Here is a 16,848-nt window from a genome sequence, read left to right on the forward strand (position 1 = left end):
GATTTTATTATTAAACAAAAATTATTGCCAGGGATCCAGTACCACCTTCACACAATTATCTTCCCTCTTTTTAAAAATATCATAAGCATGTGAAATTTCAGACAAGGGCAGTCTGTGTGAAATAATATCATCAAGTTTTACTTTTCCCTGAATTACATATTCTAAAAGTTTATCTATATGCTTGTGCGCAGGTGCTTGTCCTCCCTTTAAAATGATTCCTTTATCAAAAAACTGACCCAAAGGAAAATTATCATAATTAACAGGATAAACACCCAATACCGAAACAATTCCGCTTCGTCTCACAGCACTCATACAGGCTTCTAATACTTTTATTGATCCTTTTTCAAAATTTACTGTTGCTTTTACGCGATCAGCAAAACTTCGATCGGGTTCAAAGCCTACCGCATCGATACAAACATCTGCTCCCCGACCTTGTGTAAGAGCCCTAATTTGTTCTACAACATCTTTTGCACCATCTTCCCAAAGTATGGTTGTGGCTCCTGTTGTTGCTTTGGCTTTGTCTAATCGATATTGCAAAGTGTCTACAATAATAACCTGATCAGCACCACGAAGCCAGGCACTTTTGGCCGCCATTAAACCAACGGGACCTGAACCAAAAATAGCAACGGTCTCACCGCCTTTTACTTCTCCCCAATCGACACCTGTATATCCGGTTGGAAAAATATCGGTCAGGAAAAGAACCTGTTCATCTGATAAATCTTCGGGAACTATTCTTGGTCCGTAATTAGCATATGGTACCCGAACATATTGCGCTTGCCCTCCATCGTATCCTCCATAAAGATCTGTGTAACCAAAAAGCGCTCCGCCTTTTTCGGTGAGTATTCCGCCTTCAGGTCCGTAATGTTCGGGATTACTATGTTCGCAATTTCCCGGAACATCATGATTACAGAAAAAACAATTTCCGCAAGCAATAGGAAAAGGGACTACAACACGATCACCTCTTTTAAGGTGTGTTACCGCTGATCCTGTTTCTTCGACAATGCCCATAAACTCATGCCCAAGAACCATAGGCCTTGGCTGAGGTAATCCGCCAGAATAAATATGGAGATCAGATCCACAAATTGCTGTGGAAGTAACTTTTAAAATTATATCATCTTTCTCTTTTAATTTGGGATCATCTACTGTATCATATTGTACAGATCCTGGTCCATGGATAACTGCTGCTTTCATATATTAGATTTTTTCAATTAATAAAAACCTAATTAATTACAATTAAAGGACTTACACTTACATTATTTGTTATAAATCTTACATATAAAACACAACTGGCAATCCTATAAATTTCAAAATTAAAATTGTAAAAATTCTATCATATTACTTTTTAGTTTTGATATGTAACGCTTTAGAAAAAGTTCATCCAAATAATTTGTTTTCACTAAACTTCTTAAAATATAAGATCATGAATAAATCAAACGATAAATTAAAAAGTGCCAGTATTACATCTGGCGATAATGTTTCTTTTTGGATAGATACTACATCTATTATCTCATACAATAAACCAGATCAGGATATACAAACAGAAGTACTTATTATTGGTGGCGGAATAGCGGGTCTTACCACAGCCTATAAATTGCTTAAGGCCGGTAAAAAAGTAATAATCGTAGAAGATGGTTTTATTGGCAGCAGTGAAAGCGGGCGTACAACGGCACATTTAACGTGCGCTCTTGATGATCGCTACTATTACCTTGAAAGTAAATTTGGTGAAGAAGCCGCAAGATTGGCGGCCGAAAGTCATAGCGCAGCAATTGATGAAATTGAGAAAACAGTAACTGATTTAAATATTGATTGTTCCTTTAAAAGAGTCAACGGATATTTATTTAGTCACCCAACTGATAAAGAAGAAAATCTGGACAAAGAACTTCAGGCCACACAAAAAGCGGGATTAAGAACTGCAATTTTAAAAGGAACTCCTGCCCTGGCAAATGCTGAAAACCAACGATGTCTGGCTTTTAGCAATCAGGCACAGTTTCATATTCTGCATTATTTAAAAGGTCTTGCCCAGGCTGTTACTTCTCTGGGTGGAATTATTTATACTGAAGCGCATGCAGAAAATATTACCAAAAAAGGAGCAAAAGTAAATGGTTATACTTTTTCGGCAGAATATATTGTTGTGGCAACTAATACTCCGGTTAATGATATAGTAACGATGCATACCAAACAGCATGCGTACAGAACTTATGTAATTGGCGGAAAAATTCCCAAAGGACTGCTTCCCTATTCGCTCTGGTGGGATACGGGAGATCAGGAATCGAAATGGGTTTCTCAGCCCTATCATTATGTTCGTGTGGAAAGTTATGACGAAAAATATGATTTGCTTATTTCTGGTGGTGAAGATCATAAAACCGGTCAGGCCGATGAGGAAGGAATTCCGGAAGCATCACGATATGACCGTCTTGAAGCCTGGACACGAAATTATTTTCCAATGTTAGAAGATGATTTAACATACAGATGGTCTGGTCAGGTGATGGAACCTGTAGATTCTTTGGGATTTATGGGGAAAAATCCCGGCGATGACAACATTTATATCATTACAGGAGACTCAGGAAATGGTATGACGCACACTACAATTGGCGCCATGATTATTTGTGATAGTATTACGGGCATTAAAAACAAATGGGAAGATTTATACAGTCCTTCCAGAATATCTCTGAGTACAGCTGCAGATTTTGTTAAGGAAACCACTAATATGGCTTCTCAATATTTGGATTGGATTAGTGGATCTGACTTAAAAAATACGGCTGATTTACCTGTTGGAGAAGGATCTGTACTTTCGTCAGGACTTAAAAAAATTGCTGTTTATCGTGATTACGACAATTCGCTAAAGGCTTTCTCTGCCGTATGTCCGCATTTGGGCTGTATCGTACATTGGAATAATGATGAAAAATCATTTGATTGCCCGTGTCACGGCTCCCGTTTTACTGTTGATGGAACCGTTATCAATGGTCCTGCCCAAAATGATTTAAGTAAAATTCATATCAAATAACAACAATTATGAAAGCTATTATACTTTTAGGAACCTTAAAAAATAAAGGCCTTTCGAATACTGAAATCCTTGTAGAATTTCTGGGCAAATATCTTGCCGAACAAAATATTGACTTTGAGGTAATCAGGCTGGCTAATCACACTATTGTTCCGGGAACCTACACACATATGGATGTCAAAGATGACTGGCCTGCTATTTATAATAAAATAATTGAAGCCAAAATAATATTATTTGCAACACCTATTTGGTGGAACAGTCATTCATCTGAATTGCAGCGCTGCATAGAACGACTTGATGAAGTTTATGATATTATCCTTGAGGGCAAAGATTCCCCGCTTGACGGCAAAATTGGCGGCGTAATTGTTACCGGAGATTCAGATGGCGTAGAGCATATTACGGGAAACATTGCTAATTTTTTCTGTAGTATAGGTGTTACAGTTCCTGCCTATACATCGCTGGGCGTCATTTGGGAAGGCCACGCCAAAAACGCGAAAAAAACCAAAGCTCAAATCCTCAAATATTATAAAACAAATTACGACAAGGATGCGCAGGCAATGGCTGAATCGCTGAAAAAAGCCAGCCAGTAAAACTGCAACTATACACCCATAAAATCCTGATAATTATATAATTATGAATTACAATTGTATAAGATTTAGACATTTGATCCATATAAATTTGACTGTATTAATTTTAAAAAACTTCTTATTATGAGCACAAAAGATTCTACATCACATGCTGCCAAAAATGGTGGCAATGATAAAAAAACAAGTTCAAAAAGTACGGATCAAAAATCAGAAAAAGATGGAAGTAAATCGGCAGTCAAAAAAAGCCCTGCTAAAAAGTGATCTTAAATAAAACACTTTATAGCCCATCTTTATAACTCTATAAAACCCCTTCCAAGAGCGGTTTTATAGAGTTTTTAAAAGTTCTAATACAATGGATATGAAAAATAAAAATGTACTTATTACCGGCGCCACAAGCGGAATAGGCTATGAATTTGCCAAAATATTTGCTGAAAAAAATTATAATCTTATACTGATTGCGCGCAACAGGGAAAATTTGAAAAAGACAGCACTTGAAATGAAGAAAATTTCAAATAATATTGAAATAACAGAAATTGCTATTGATTTGTTTGAAAGAGATGCTGCACGCGAAATATATAAAATCACAAAAGAGCGTCGGATTTTTGTTGATATTTTAATTAATAACGCCGGACAAGGCGAATGGGGCAAATTTAATGAAACTGATCTTGACCGTGAAATAAGCCTTGTAGATCTTAATATTAATTCGGTTTTGAGTTTAACTAAATTTTATCTCAAACCTATGCTTAAAAACGGGAAAGGAAAAATTTTGTTTGTTGCTTCTTCAGTATCAAAAGCACCTTCTCCGTATATGGCGGTTTATGCGGCTACCAAAGCCTTTATTTTATCTTTTGCCGAAGCAATATCGAATGAAGTAAAAGATACCAGTATTACAATAACAGCGCTTCAGCCTGATGCAACTGATACGGATTTCTTTCATAAAGCAAAAGCTGAAAATACCGTGACCTATAAAGAGAAAAAATTAACAAATCCTGAAAAAATTGCCAGAGAAGGTTATGAAGCTTTAGAAAAAGGAATAAATGTGGTGCAGCCCGGATTTAAAAATAAACTTCAGAGCGTGATCAATAATATTATTTCGGATGTTGTTATTGCCAATACTATGGAAAAACAAATGAAAATAAGCGATAAGGAAAAAGGCCGATTAAAGCCGGTACATGTGGCTTCTTTACGCGAACGTGAATCAATAAACTTTTATAAAAAAGCCAGTAATGGTGATTACTAATCTCATTTTTACACACTATTTACTTAAATATCTGATAAAACAGTGTACTTCCTTGTTTTAGATCTTGCTGAATCATGCTGATAATTTACTGTTTTTTACTATTTCTTCAGGATTGACACTCTGGAGGTACACTTTATCAGGTATAATTTAATAACTAAAAAAAATATTATGAAAACAACCACATCTCTGCCAGAAGCTTCCAGTAAAGGAACTTCTAAAATTAAAACAAATGTTTCAGCACTAGAAAGAATCCTTATGATCACGAGCGGCGGTTATCTATTATATAAAGGATTATCTCAAAATGATAAAAGTATTGCCAAGATAGGTTCTGGCACAGCAATGCTTCTAAGAGGAGTTTCTGGATATTGTCCCGTTTATGACGCTGTAGATCATCTTAAAAATGATAAATCCTCAAATGTAAATATCAGGATAAACAGTGTTATCGATAAACCTATCAGCGAAGTATACTCTTTTTGGCGTGACTTTGAAAATCTGCCAAAATTCATGAACCACCTTGAATCTGTAAAACCAATTAGTTATACCACTTCGCAATGGACGGCTAAAGGCCCTGGCGGAATTGGAAAAATTACCTGGAAAGCTGAAATTTTGAAAGATGAAAAAGAAAGGCTGATCAGTTGGAGTTCGCTTCCTGACGCCTCAATTAAAAATGCCGGAAAAGTTGTTTTTAGACCAAGCGGAAAAGGCACGGAAATCATTGTTACCATTTCTTATCATGCTCCCTTGGGAATTGCCGGCGAAAGTGCCGCAAAACTTCTCAATCCGTATTTTGAGAAACTGGTAAATGATGACATCATGAATTTTAAAACTTATTTGGAATCTCGTTAAACTTGGTTTCAGATACTTTTTTCTCTTAAAAAAGGAAGGCCTGTAATTCGTTACAGGCTTTTTGAATTTATATCTCTACAGAGAAAAGTCGTTTCTGTTCGAAACCAAGTATACTACTAATAAACATGATATTCTAATAAAAATAAAAACCTGTAATGATAGCATTACAGGTTTATTATTTTTCCCGACATTTATTATCGTCTTGGAGTTGTTGCAGTCGAATCTGTTTTTACAGATGTATTTCCTTTTTGAGTGGTCCCGTCTGCTCCTGACCCCGTAGAACCTTCGCCAGTTGCACCTGTAGTACCACCGGAATTAACCTTTGTTGTGTCGCTTGTAGAATTTATAGTGTCTACGGTTGTTTGCATTGTGTCTACTTCATTAGAATAATTATCTGCCGGAGCGGTTTCATTTTTTTTGCATGAAAATGCAAGTCCGGCTACCATAATAAGTAATGCTGCTTTGGTTTTAAATAGGGTTTTCATAATAATTATTTTATAGTTTATATTTTTTAAAAATAAAATAATACATAGTTATTTATTTATAGAATTATTCAAAAAAATTACAAACTACGCACCTGATAATAAGGCAGATGCTAATTTTATATGGAATTTTATATGAAATATTTTTATAATCCAGGACACGTTGCGATCATTTAATGGAATGCTTTATTACAAAAAAACCTGTAATCTCAATGCTAAGATTACAGGTTTTTTATGGTAATAATTCCCAAAAAAATTATTCTTCCTCTTCTTCACTTTCCTCATCAGAAGCTTCAAAATTGATATTGTTGTAAGCCACTTCCGTTAAGAGTGTATCAGCTTCTTTTTCTTCGTCCAGAGTTTGCTGTAATAAATCCAGTGCTTCATCTTCTCCTAAAGTATGTGCAAAAGCTGCCAATGTACCGTAAGTAGCAATCTCATAATGTTCAATTTTTTGTGAGGCAGCAATAATTCCCGCATCACGCACCGGGCCTTCCTGGGTTTCTTCCATAATGCTTTCGCCCTCTTTAATAAGACCTTCCATAGCTTCGCATTTTTTTGCCGAAGCTTTTTCGCCAATCAAATCAAATATCTGCTCCAATCTTGTTACTTGTTCCTCTGTAACTGTTAAATGATCGTTTATGGTAGTTATAAGATTTTCCGAAGTGGCATTTTTTGCCATTTTAGGCAATGCTTTTGTTAATGCTTTCTCTGCCCAGTAAATATCTTTTAGAGAATCAACAAATAGCTCTCTTAATCCGTCAGCTGCCGAAGATTTGGCTTTTACAGTTCCGCTTCCTTTTGCTCCTGACGGCTTTTTACCAGTTTGATTTTTGCCTGCTGATGTTTTTTTAGTTTGTTCTGATGTTTTCATGATAGTTTTAATTTAAATTAATAATCTCAAAAATATAACCTTCATTGTATCAGATTTTTATAAAATTACAATACCATTTTATAAAATTAACATAGATTTTTTAAGCAAATTGAGCAGCGTTGAGATTCTATAAAATTAGAATATTAATATATAAAAAAATTCACATGCGTCATTCTATTTTTGATAATAAAGGTTTTAAAAATAAAATTTAATTAGAAAAAATTTAAAATTATTACAACATGATACAAAAAATTGAATCGCCACAAAACGTAGTTGCTTTTGAAGCAATTGGAGAAATAACAGCGGATGATTATACCAATGTTGTGGAGCCGGCTATTAAAGAATTGATAAAACAAATAAACGAAATCAACTTCTTGTTTTTAATAGATACAGAAATTGAAAATTTTACTATGGCTGCCTGGATGGAAGATGCTTGGATTGGACTTAAAAATTTAGGAAAATGGAATAGAGCCGCAATTGTTACGGATTCTGAAAAAGCAATCGCGTTTACAGACAAATTTAGCTATGTGGTTCCCGGAGAATTTAAAGGATTTAGAAAAGACGCTTTTCACGAAGCAATGAATTGGGTTGCGGGAATAGCAAATAAAGAAATTGACAATCATTATAATTAATCATGCAGGGCGATAATAAAAAAAGAATCAACGAACACATGTCCAATGAAAGGACATTTCTTTCCTGGGTCAGAACCGGTATTGGCATCATGGTATTTGGCTTTGTAATTGTTAAATTTTCATTGTTTGTCAATCAGTTGCCGGCAAGTTTTTTTCAGGATTCTAATATTCCAAAAAATGGCTTTACTATTCTTATAGGTATAAGTTTAGTCTTTACAGGCGCACTTACCATTGTTCTGTCGTATTATAAATACAAACAAACGCATAAACTGCTTCAAAAAGGCGAATATTTGTATTCAACATTATTATTGACCATTCTCACAGTAACTATTTTTGTTATGAGTATTATCATAATAGCTTATTTAATTGTAGCTGCCTATCCGTTCACTTTTCAAAGTTTGTGATACTATTGTAAATTAGACAGTTTAAAAAATATTTCGCAATTACAATCCGCTTTCGGTAAAAAAAATCCCATTTTTAAAAATAAAAAGCCACTAGAATTTTAAAAATTCTAGTGGCTTTTTTTAATTAAAAACTCTGTGTTTAATAGCAATAAGAAAAAAAAGATTAAGGTTTTGTACCGGTAGAATCTCTACGGGGAGTATTTGTCGTAGATGATTTTCTTTTATTGGTTTTTTGCTTGTTCACCGTATCTGTTTTATGGGGCGATGAATGCTTTGTTCCTTTTGTACTTTTCTTCTTAGTAATTGTGTCAGTTTGCGTTGTTTTTCTTGGAACTTCCTGTGCAACTGCTACAGCAGTACCAAAAGTTAGAAACATTGCGCACGTTAAAAATAAATTTTTCATAATAACTTTTTTTTAAATTAATAATTTGACTATAAAGACCATAGGCATTTATCTTACGTCCTTTATGTTACAAATTTTGACAAGAAAACGAACTTTTTTTTATAATTATAAATTCATATTTATCATTATTCCCATATAAATCCAATTATTTTTTTTATTTAAAAATCGAATGATTGCTTTTTATAAGCTTTTTTATTATTACAACAACGTAAAGCACTGATAATTATATAATTGATAATTCTAATTTTATAAAAACCAATTCACTTAGAGGACTAAATTTGGTTTATTAATATTTAATTTATTAACTATAAACTTTAAATTATGAACACAAAAAATGCAGTTTCAGGCGCTACCAAAAATGGTGGTACTGATAAAAAAACAAGTACAAAAAGTACAGACCACAAAACAGGGACATCAAAAGACGAAAGAAAGTCTTCGTCAGGGAATCACAAAAAATCAGATACTGAACATAAGGAATCAGGTTCGTCTGGAAAATAATTTCAACCTTATATACTATTTGCTATGATAAATGACAACAACGAAAAATATGGTCAAAATGATCATATTTCTCAATCGGAGAATGAAAGTATGACTTCAGAAAGAATCGAGAAAAGAGATCCTTCAATAAATCAACATCACAACGATTCTTTGAACACATCTTATAATACTGATCAGTATGACTTGGATCGCAACCAAGGCGGAGATGATTTAAATGATAATGATCAAACTGATCCTTATTTTCAGAAAAATGCAGAAATAGCCCAGGATCTTGATAATGAACTCGAAAATGATAATGATCCCGAGAGAAGGACATTAGATGAGTATAGTGCCAATGATGATAATCGTGATGGCGATGATGATTTAGAGGAAGATCTTGAGTATTTGGATCAAGAGGATTTGGATGATGATTTGGAAGAAAATAATGAAGATGATTTTGATCAAAATGATACTCCCGATCTTGGAGATGATGAGCACAACGATAACATTTAGATCAGGACTTAGAAAATTCAAATATCAATGATCCGAGTCCTTTGCACCTCAAAGGTTTTAATTAGTAAGCCGTTAGAAAAAATTCTAACGGCTTTCATTTTTATTTGCTTTAAATTTCAAAATAAAAGAAGCTGTTTTATAAATTAAATTAATCTGCAGCATATTTATTATTCCAATACAACATTAAAAGTAAGGTAACAATGATACAAGAAGCGGTACCTTCAAAAAGTAAACACAAACAATATGTTGATACAGAAGGTTCTCCTCCAAACATAAAAGCCGAAGACAATGATTTTACATATGAGTCTCCGCCTTTTGCGTAACTATAAATAAGCAATGCCAAAATACTAAGCACAACCCCTGTGAAGGAAGTTACCATGGCCGATATTGCGTTTGGAACAAAACTATTTTTGCCTTCTGCAAGATTCATTTTTAACGTTCGGTTTACACCATAAAAAATGAAAAGAACATTCAGTAAGCGTAAATAAAATAGATGTGAGAGATTTAAAATTTCCATGAGAAGAAAAAAAGCGGCGATTCCTAAAAATATAAAAGAACCATTAATTATTTCCTTAGGTATTTTCATAATAAGACTTTTTAATTACACATAATTCGATCATAGATTTGATTAAATATAAAATTAATTTTTATGGATAAATATGAGGAAAAATAAACGACTATCATTACAAAATTAAGATTTGGATTTTATATTATTAAAAGATCTCACAGATGCATAAAGTTTATAAGAACAAACATGCGTTAAAAAACATGAGAATTATGTAACAAATTAATAAAATTATATAAATCCATCATATGTATCAATTTTAAATTTACAAATATCACCTACCAATTCTCAAAACACCGTTATGAAAACACAGAACATACTTACATATTTCTTTTTTTTTAATTTTAATGATAAATGCAAATTGCGCTCCAAATTGTGATGATGAAGACTATAGACGCGATGCAGAAGAAGCTTATACTATTCATACAGATACAATTTATATGTCACTAACAGACTAATTTTTTAACATACTCAATTTTTTTAAAAAAAAAAGCTTGTTGTTACAAACAAGCTTTTTTTGACACTAATCATTGCTTAATTATATAAAAAAATCTTACGAATGAAAACTGTTTTCTAATTTGCAAAACCAAAATCCAAACATAAATACCACTTACCATAAAATCTAAATTTCATATTTAATTAAAAAGCAACCCCACTTTAAAACAAACATTATGAAATATAAAAATATTCTACAAATTGATGATGATTATGATGACTGCCATTTCTTTTTTGAGGCACTTGCCGAAGTTTCATCTGCCGCATATACTGCTATTCATAATCCTGTAAATGCTTTAAAGCAGCTTACTGACAAGCAAATAAATCCTGATGTCATATTCTTAGATATCAATATGCCCGTTATGAATGGTATTGAGGTGCTGACTGAAATTAAAAGGAAAGAAAATATAAGACACATTCCAATAATTATATTTTCAACCTCCATACCTTCTGAAATAAAAACCATTTTAAAAAATCTGGGGGCCGAGGGTTATTACACAAAACCAAATGATTTTAATGTGCTAAAAAAACTTTTAAATAATTTATTATTTAAAAAATAATTATTGGCAAACTTTTAGGTTTAAAGTTCCTTCCATTTTTAAAAAACATGCGCTTTAACAATACCTTATATCCATTAAAAAAAACATTTTTAAAAATTGAAAAAGACTTCTTACCTTTGATTAAATAACAGCATTCTTAATGAAACTTCCTGTAATAAAACCTGAAAAAACCGAACAAAATTTTCCTGTCGTAGGTATTGGAGCCTCTGCAGGAGGATTGGATGCTTTTAAGAAAGTACTTAAATCTATACCAGAGAATTCTGGAATGGCGTATGTAATTGTACAGCACCTATCGCCGGATCATCCCAGTAATCTGACCGAAATTCTCTCTCAAAGCACAACCATTCCGGTTCATGAAATTATTAATGATATTAATCTGGCTCCCAATCATATTTATATTATTCCCGAGAATAATAACCTCATTGCAGAAGATGGCGTTTTAAAACTTTACACCAGAACCCGTAGTGATAGAAACAATAATATTATTGACACCTTTTTTGAATCTCTGGCCAATGTGCATAAAAGCTTTGCAATAGGGGTAATTCTATCAGGTACTGCTTTTGACGGCACTAACGGTTTCAAGAAAATAAAGGAATCTGGCGGTACAACTATTGCACAAGATCCCGACTCTGCAGCCTTTAAGGGAATGCCTCAAAATGCCATTGATGCAGATGTAGTAGATTATATTCTGGCTCCTGAACTTATAGCCCCGCAATTATTGCAGATACAGAAAAACTATACAACCAATCATGCCTTTAGTGAGGAGGAACATATACCAAAAAATGAAGAGGAAATCCTTTACCAAATTTTAAACCTTGTTTTTTTAAGAACCGGAAATGACTTTAGCCATTATAAACAACCTACAATCAGAAGGCGCATTGCCAGACGAATGGTTATTGTTCGCAGAGAATCATTTGAAGATTATTTTAATTTTATTAGAAATGATAAAACAGAGCAAGACTTGTTATTTAACGATTTTTTAATACCTGTTACCTATTTTTTCAGGGATTGTAAGTTTTTTGAGTCCTTACCCCATATTGTTTTTCCATCCTTAATACAAAATACAGTCAATAATACACTGCGTATCTGGATTGCAGGATGTGCCACCGGGGAAGAAGCCTATTCTATAGCAATATCCCTGCACGAATATCTTTCTGATAAGAATAATAAGGATATTAAAGTGCAGATTTTTGCCTCGGATATTTCTGAAAAATGTATCACCAAAGCCCGTACCGCAATTTATTCGGCACAGGATGTACAGCATGTTTCTGCGGCAAGACTACAAAATTATTTTACAAAACGCGATGGGCATTATCACATTAATAAAGCGGTTCGTGACATGTGCATTTTTGCCGTACATAACTTTATCAAAGACCCCCCATTTGCCCGAATCGATTTGGTTTCCTGTCGAAATGTACTGATCTATTTTGATCCTTTTTTACAAAATAAGGTATTAAGCTCTTTTCATTATTCCTTAAAAGAAAAAGGAATTCTGCTTTTAGGCAAATCCGAAACGACCACAAATGCACAAAATTTATTTGAGCCTATTGGTAAAAACGAAAAAATATATGTTCGCAAATTTGCTGCGGGACGATATGTACCTGAAGCTTTTAAACCCGCTAATATAAATGCGCGCGAAAAAGCCAATTTAAAGGATAAAAAAAATACTCCTGAAACAGACTTTAGAAAAATTGCATCTGATCTATTATTTTTGAAATATACTCCTGCAAGTGTCATCATAAATGAACACCTTGAAATTGTTCATTTTCATGGAGATACAAGTTTCTTTTTATTGCCATCACCAGGAAAGCCCAATTTTAATGTTTTGAAAATGGCGCGTGAAGGAATTAGTTTTGAACTCCGTAATGCTATTTTAAAAGTAAAAAAAGACCACAAGAACGTGGCAAAAGATAATATTGTAGTAAAAGGCCAACCGTATCTGGCTTCTTTTGAAGTAGTTGCCATCCCTAATGATGAAGAACATCTTATGGTTCTTTTTTATAAAAAACCGCTTCCCGAGTTCGATGCTGATAAAGCAAACGCGAAAGGATCTGACAAGCAGCGTATCATCGAACTTGAAAATGAACTTGCGCAGCTTCGTGAAGATATCAAACGCGTAACGGAAGAACAGCAGACAGCATTTGAAGAACTTCAGACTACAAATGAAGAACTACTAAGCAGCAATGAGGAATTGCAGGCAATGAACGAAGAGTTGGAAACCTCTACAGAGGAACTTCAGTCTAATAATGAAGAATTGATGTGTGTCAACGATGAATTAATGGATCGTCAGGACCAATTAACCTCGATGAGAAATTATTCAGAATCTGTTTTTAAAACTATTAGGGAACCTTTGGTGATTATCGACAGGGACTTTTTTGTTAAAAGTGCTAATCCATCATTCTACAAATACTTTCAAACCACTGAAAAAGAAACAGAAGGCCATTCTTTTTTTGAAATCGGAGATTGCCAATGGGATATTCCGGATTTTAAAGAGCTGATCTTTAAAATGGTTGGCGAGAAAACGGAGATTGAAGATTTTAAGGTCGAGACAATGTGCAAAGGCATTGGCAAAAAAATCATGATGGTAAATGCACGACGGGTTTTAAATGCCAAACCGGCCGGAATGATTTTACTGGCACTCGAAGACATTACAGATCTGATTACTGCAAATGAACTTTTAACGATCAAAAATTCTCAACTTCAGACTTATAACGAACAGCTTGAAGCATTCAGTTCTGCAGCAAGTCATGATTTGCAGGAACCACTTCGCAAAATTCATATGTTTTGTAAACGAATTATCGATAATGAGCAAAATTTAAGCGAATCCACCAAACATAATCTGGAACGCATGTTATTTGCTGTAACCAATATGAGCCAGCTAATTGCCGATTTAATCGATTATTCGCGTATCAATTTTATAGAAAAGGAATATAAAAAAACAGACCTGAATGTACTTTTCAAAAAAATTATTACAGATATAAAAGACACTATTGTAGAGTCGGGTGCTGTGATAACAATTGCTCCATTTCCGCAATTGAATATAATACCTTATCAAATACAGCAGCTTTTCACTCATTTAATCCTTAACTCTATCAAATACACCAAAGAAGGAATTACGCCGGACATAAAAATTGAGACCAAACAGCCTTCAACGGAAGAAATTCTGGAAATTGGCGCTAATAAAGATCTTAATTATGTAAAAATTCTGGTAAGCGATAATGGTATTGGTTTTAATCAGGAGTTTGAATCAAAAATTTTTGATCCGTTTTACAGATTGCACAACCATGACCAATATCAGGGCAGCGGACTTGGTCTTACCTTATCTAAAAAGATTGTATTAAACCATAATGGCTATATAACGGTCAGGAGCAAAGTAAATGAAGGAACAACTTTCTTTATTTATTTGCCATTGTCCTAAACAAGTACAAAAGATATCAGCGATGGTATCTTTTTTGCATTTTATAAAATAAATGTTCAAGTCATTTTTCTTTAGCGTTTTGATTCGAAATCTATTTTTCTTCCATGTATAATGTTTTATTTATTTTTAAATAAGAACCTTTGGATCGAATACATTTGACGATAAAAAGAACAGTAATGATTAACGTTTCTCAGGAACAATTCTTCGCAATTGGCAACATATTATTTTCATTGGCACTGGCATGTGAAGCAGCAGATTCTTTTGATAGTCACCGTTCGCTTATTGCAGTTATTAGGAAAAATAATTGCCGCTTATGAACTCACCAAAGCTATTCAGATTAAAAGACCAGCGCAGATTGTAAATCTTGGATCAGCACAAAGCAAATCATTTTCTAAAAGAAGATTTTATTGTTGTAATCAATTTGTAAAAAGCGATATAGATTCCAGAGATTGGGATTCGCCTATTATGAAACGCCGCCAGGCTTGTCTGTGCTTCTTCAATCCGGTCTTGCAATGACAGGTTTACAGGAAAGAATCTGCGGAACCGGCGAGATTTGAAATGGGCATCTTAGAAAAATATACAACACCATGAAAGCCAATGCAAGAGAGAGCATTGCGTTTCTTCACCTGAAATATATATCAGATGGAGCCGATGAGAATGCCGCTGAAATTGGATGGTTCAACCACAAAAAGCAACTACCGCTTTTGTCTTATTTTAATTTAAATAAAGCAAGGGCAGTAAGGAAAATCTGCTGTTCTTCCTTAGCATCGCCAATGAGTATAATATGGTTAAATTTCATAAATCAATATAAAAAAATTAGTTGATTTATTTCAGCATTTAAACCATTACAACTGCGCTAATGGGCGCCCTTCAACTAGTAGGGAGGATTTTTATCCAAAAAAACAGGTAAATAGATTGATTACCCAAGAATATAATCTGTATCCTATTTAAAAAATGACATAACATATTTTCTCATTTCTTTTATTTAAACAAGGGAGTTCTTTGGGATTTTTTTATAATCGACTTTGTACTTTATCTGATTATCTTTTTATAACAAAATCTAATAATTCTATAAAATGTTTTCTTACCACGTTTTTATATTTGACTCATTATCAACAAATAGTAATTAAATCACTTTTTTTAGGAACGCAAAATTGAATTATTATGAAAACTGAAAACACGATATCACGCCGCTCCGCGCTTACTGGTATGGGAGCTGTATTGGCAACTGCCTCAATAAATCCTATAATGGCCAATGCACTAAATTCCAATGAAATTTATATTTCAAATGGGACAGAAGATCCAAATACAAAATATCCACGACCACCCTTTAAAGAACAGTCTCAACCCTGGCCGGGTCTTGTCAGTAAAATGAATCCCAGACCAGACCATGGAGAAAAAAGCTATAAAGGCACAGGAAGATTAAAAGGACGTAAAGCACTTATCACGGGTGGTGATTCCGGAATGGGGAGAGCTGCTGCAATTGCTTACGCAAGAGAAGGAGCTGACGTGGCTATAAATTATTATCCTACTGAGGAAGAAGATGCCAGAGAAGTAATCCAATTAATAAAAGCCGAAGGACGTAAAGCTGTAGCAATTCCCGGTGATTTGCGAGATGAGGCATTTTGCAAATCACTTGTAGAACAAGCTGCAAAAGCACTTGACGGACTTGATATTGTAGTGAACAATGCTGCAAGGCAGCAAACACACGCATCAATACTCGACATTACAACAGAAGAATTTGACTGGACAATGAAAACCAACATTTACGCGCCATTCTGGATTATCAAAGCTGCCTTGCCCTATCTTAAGCCCGGAGCTTCTATAATAGGAACAAGTTCAGTACAAGCCTATGCTCCTACTGAGGATCTTTACGATTATGCCCAGACTAAAGCAGCCACTACCAATTATATTAAATCTCTCGCCAAACAATTGGCTCCAAAGGGAATCAGAGTAAATGGTGTTGCGCCCGGACCAATATGGACTGCCCTTCAGGTGAGTGGAGGGGCCACTATGGAAAAACTAAAAGAATTTGGTTCGCAAACCCCAATGGGAAGACCCGGACAACCAGCCGAATTAGCGTCTATCTATGTGCAGCTAGCCGCAAATGATGCGAGCTACGCGACCGGCCAGATCTATGGCTCCAGCGGGGGGGAAGGTAATCCATAATAGTAAAAAAAGATAACCGAAGTAAGTTACAAAGCGATGGGTCGCTCAAGCTAATAATCCACAAAAACGGATTTATAGTTCTGATCGGTTTGACCAATGTTCACAAAGTATATTATTTTACTTGCCATCGTGTCAATATAAACAAACGGACAAGGCATGTGATCATGATTGTCTTTGTTATT

At 34.2% G+C, this 16,848-nt stretch carries 19 protein-coding genes; 14 read left to right on the forward strand and 5 right to left on the reverse strand.

What is annotated here, in order from left to right:
* Positions 1 to 21: 21 nt before the first annotated feature.
* Entirely contained in the window at positions 22 to 1,191 is a 1,170-nt protein-coding gene (locus EV144_RS04085; RefSeq protein WP_133525726.1) for a zinc-dependent alcohol dehydrogenase, read from the reverse strand.
* Between the two features lie 229 nt (positions 1,192 to 1,420).
* Between EV144_RS04085 and EV144_RS04090 the strand changes: the two genes are divergently transcribed.
* The 5 genes from EV144_RS04090 (at position 1,421) to EV144_RS04105 (ending at position 5,674) form a co-directional block, all read left to right on the forward strand.
* A complete protein-coding gene (locus EV144_RS04090; protein ID WP_133525725.1) occupies positions 1,421 to 3,004 on the forward strand; it encodes an FAD-dependent oxidoreductase in 1,584 nt (527 codons plus the stop codon).
* 8 nt (positions 3,005 to 3,012) lie between these two features.
* Entirely contained in the window at positions 3,013 to 3,591 is a 579-nt protein-coding gene (locus EV144_RS04095; protein WP_133525724.1) for a flavodoxin family protein, read from the forward strand.
* A 120-nt stretch (positions 3,592 to 3,711) separates the two neighbouring features.
* A complete protein-coding gene (locus tag EV144_RS24080) occupies positions 3,712 to 3,849 on the forward strand; it encodes a hypothetical protein (protein WP_166638455.1) in 138 nt (45 codons plus the stop codon).
* Positions 3,850 to 3,946: 97 nt separating this feature from the next.
* A complete protein-coding gene (locus EV144_RS04100) occupies positions 3,947 to 4,828 on the forward strand; it encodes an SDR family NAD(P)-dependent oxidoreductase (RefSeq protein WP_243854611.1) in 882 nt (293 codons plus the stop codon).
* Between the two features lie 168 nt (positions 4,829 to 4,996).
* Positions 4,997 to 5,674, forward strand: a complete 678-nt coding sequence (locus tag EV144_RS04105; protein ID WP_133525723.1) for an SRPBCC family protein — start codon at positions 4,997 to 4,999, stop codon at positions 5,672 to 5,674.
* Positions 5,675 to 5,868: 194 nt separating this feature from the next.
* On the opposite strand, the gene EV144_RS04110 is transcribed toward EV144_RS04105, so the two are convergent.
* Positions 5,869 to 6,159: a hypothetical protein gene (locus EV144_RS04110; protein WP_133525722.1), complete on the reverse strand. Its 291-nt coding sequence runs from the start codon at positions 6,157 to 6,159 to the stop codon at positions 5,869 to 5,871.
* A 253-nt stretch (positions 6,160 to 6,412) separates the two neighbouring features.
* Positions 6,413 to 7,030: a ferritin-like domain-containing protein gene (locus tag EV144_RS04115; protein WP_134146401.1), complete on the reverse strand. Its 618-nt coding sequence runs from the start codon at positions 7,028 to 7,030 to the stop codon at positions 6,413 to 6,415.
* Between the two features lie 239 nt (positions 7,031 to 7,269).
* Here EV144_RS04115 and EV144_RS04120 point away from each other — a divergent pair, with 239 nt between their 5' ends.
* Positions 7,270 to 7,662 (forward strand): STAS/SEC14 domain-containing protein, encoded by a 393-nt coding sequence (locus EV144_RS04120; protein ID WP_134146403.1) that lies wholly within the window; start codon positions 7,270 to 7,272, stop codon positions 7,660 to 7,662.
* Positions 7,663 to 7,664: 2 nt separating this feature from the next.
* Positions 7,665 to 8,066, forward strand: coding sequence for a YidH family protein (locus EV144_RS04125; protein WP_133525719.1), 402 nt, complete (start codon positions 7,665 to 7,667; stop codon positions 8,064 to 8,066).
* A 163-nt stretch (positions 8,067 to 8,229) separates the two neighbouring features.
* On the opposite strand, the gene EV144_RS04130 is transcribed toward EV144_RS04125, so the two are convergent.
* Positions 8,230 to 8,469, reverse strand: coding sequence for a hypothetical protein (locus EV144_RS04130; RefSeq protein WP_134146405.1), 240 nt, complete (start codon positions 8,467 to 8,469; stop codon positions 8,230 to 8,232).
* 321 nt (positions 8,470 to 8,790) lie between these two features.
* Between EV144_RS04130 and EV144_RS24085 the strand changes: the two genes are divergently transcribed.
* Positions 8,791 to 8,967 carry a hypothetical protein gene (locus EV144_RS24085; RefSeq protein ID WP_166638454.1) on the forward strand — a complete coding sequence of 59 codons (177 nt, stop codon included), beginning with the start codon at positions 8,791 to 8,793 and terminating at the stop codon, positions 8,965 to 8,967.
* Between the two features lie 24 nt (positions 8,968 to 8,991).
* On the forward strand, positions 8,992 to 9,459 hold the full coding sequence (locus EV144_RS04135) for a hypothetical protein (RefSeq protein ID WP_134146407.1): 468 nt from the start codon (positions 8,992 to 8,994) through the stop codon (positions 9,457 to 9,459).
* Positions 9,460 to 9,607: 148 nt separating this feature from the next.
* Here the strand turns inward: EV144_RS04135 and EV144_RS04140 are convergent, their stop codons facing one another.
* The gene (locus EV144_RS04140) at positions 9,608 to 10,045 is read right to left on the reverse strand and encodes a hypothetical protein (protein ID WP_133525716.1); all 438 of its coding nucleotides are present in this window, start codon (positions 10,043 to 10,045) and stop codon (positions 9,608 to 9,610) included.
* A gap of 650 nt (positions 10,046 to 10,695) precedes the next feature.
* On the opposite strand from EV144_RS04140, the gene EV144_RS04145 reads away from it, so the two are divergent.
* From EV144_RS04145 to EV144_RS04165, 5 genes are all read left to right on the forward strand, one after another.
* Positions 10,696 to 11,079, forward strand: a complete 384-nt coding sequence (locus tag EV144_RS04145) for a response regulator (protein WP_133525715.1) — start codon at positions 10,696 to 10,698, stop codon at positions 11,077 to 11,079.
* Between the two features lie 139 nt (positions 11,080 to 11,218).
* Positions 11,219 to 14,497 (forward strand): CheR family methyltransferase, encoded by a 3,279-nt coding sequence (locus EV144_RS04150; RefSeq protein ID WP_133525714.1) that lies wholly within the window; start codon positions 11,219 to 11,221, stop codon positions 14,495 to 14,497.
* Between the two features lie 210 nt (positions 14,498 to 14,707).
* Complete coding sequence (locus EV144_RS04155) at positions 14,708 to 15,013, forward strand: hypothetical protein (protein WP_133525713.1); 306 nt, start codon at positions 14,708 to 14,710, stop codon at positions 15,011 to 15,013.
* Positions 15,014 to 15,084: 71 nt separating this feature from the next.
* Positions 15,085 to 15,321, forward strand: a complete 237-nt coding sequence (locus EV144_RS04160; protein WP_133525712.1) for a hypothetical protein — start codon at positions 15,085 to 15,087, stop codon at positions 15,319 to 15,321.
* 424 nt (positions 15,322 to 15,745) lie between these two features.
* A complete protein-coding gene (locus EV144_RS04165; protein ID WP_166638463.1) occupies positions 15,746 to 16,666 on the forward strand; it encodes an SDR family oxidoreductase in 921 nt (306 codons plus the stop codon).
* Positions 16,667 to 16,848: the final 182 nt, after the last annotated feature.

This window comes from Flavobacterium sp. 270 (assembly GCF_004368785.1).
GTDB lineage: Bacteria > Bacteroidota > Bacteroidia > Flavobacteriales > Flavobacteriaceae > Flavobacterium.

Excerpts from the sequence above, each read along its gene's own strand:
- EV144_RS24080 (WP_166638455.1), top strand. The coding sequence starts at position 3,712 with ATGAGCACAAAAGATTCTACATCACATGCTGCCAAAAATGGTGGCAAT.
- EV144_RS04100 (WP_243854611.1), top strand. The coding sequence starts at position 3,947 with ATGAAAAATAAAAATGTACTTATTACCGGCGCCACAAGCGGAATAGGC.
- EV144_RS04120 (WP_134146403.1), top strand. The coding sequence starts at position 7,270 with ATGATACAAAAAATTGAATCGCCACAAAACGTAGTTGCTTTTGAAGCA.
- EV144_RS04130 (WP_134146405.1), bottom strand. The coding sequence starts at position 8,469 with ATGAAAAATTTATTTTTAACGTGCGCAATGTTTCTAACTTTTGGTACT.
- EV144_RS04085 (WP_133525726.1), bottom strand. The coding sequence starts at position 1,191 with ATGAAAGCAGCAGTTATCCATGGACCAGGATCTGTACAATATGATACA.
- EV144_RS04160 (WP_133525712.1), top strand. The coding sequence starts at position 15,085 with ATGAAAGCCAATGCAAGAGAGAGCATTGCGTTTCTTCACCTGAAATAT.
- EV144_RS04105 (WP_133525723.1), top strand. The coding sequence starts at position 4,997 with ATGAAAACAACCACATCTCTGCCAGAAGCTTCCAGTAAAGGAACTTCT.
- EV144_RS04090 (WP_133525725.1), top strand. The coding sequence starts at position 1,421 with ATGAATAAATCAAACGATAAATTAAAAAGTGCCAGTATTACATCTGGC.
- EV144_RS04135 (WP_134146407.1), top strand. The coding sequence starts at position 8,992 with ATGATAAATGACAACAACGAAAAATATGGTCAAAATGATCATATTTCT.
- EV144_RS04140 (WP_133525716.1), bottom strand. The coding sequence starts at position 10,045 with ATGAAAATACCTAAGGAAATAATTAATGGTTCTTTTATATTTTTAGGA.
- EV144_RS04095 (WP_133525724.1), top strand. The coding sequence starts at position 3,013 with ATGAAAGCTATTATACTTTTAGGAACCTTAAAAAATAAAGGCCTTTCG.
- EV144_RS04145 (WP_133525715.1), top strand. The coding sequence starts at position 10,696 with ATGAAATATAAAAATATTCTACAAATTGATGATGATTATGATGACTGC.
- EV144_RS24085 (WP_166638454.1), top strand. The coding sequence starts at position 8,791 with ATGAACACAAAAAATGCAGTTTCAGGCGCTACCAAAAATGGTGGTACT.
- EV144_RS04115 (WP_134146401.1), bottom strand. The coding sequence starts at position 7,030 with ATGAAAACATCAGAACAAACTAAAAAAACATCAGCAGGCAAAAATCAA.
- EV144_RS04110 (WP_133525722.1), bottom strand. The coding sequence starts at position 6,159 with ATGAAAACCCTATTTAAAACCAAAGCAGCATTACTTATTATGGTAGCC.
- EV144_RS04150 (WP_133525714.1), top strand. The coding sequence starts at position 11,219 with ATGAAACTTCCTGTAATAAAACCTGAAAAAACCGAACAAAATTTTCCT.
- EV144_RS04165 (WP_166638463.1), top strand. The coding sequence starts at position 15,746 with ATGGCCAATGCACTAAATTCCAATGAAATTTATATTTCAAATGGGACA.
- EV144_RS04125 (WP_133525719.1), top strand. The coding sequence starts at position 7,665 with ATGCAGGGCGATAATAAAAAAAGAATCAACGAACACATGTCCAATGAA.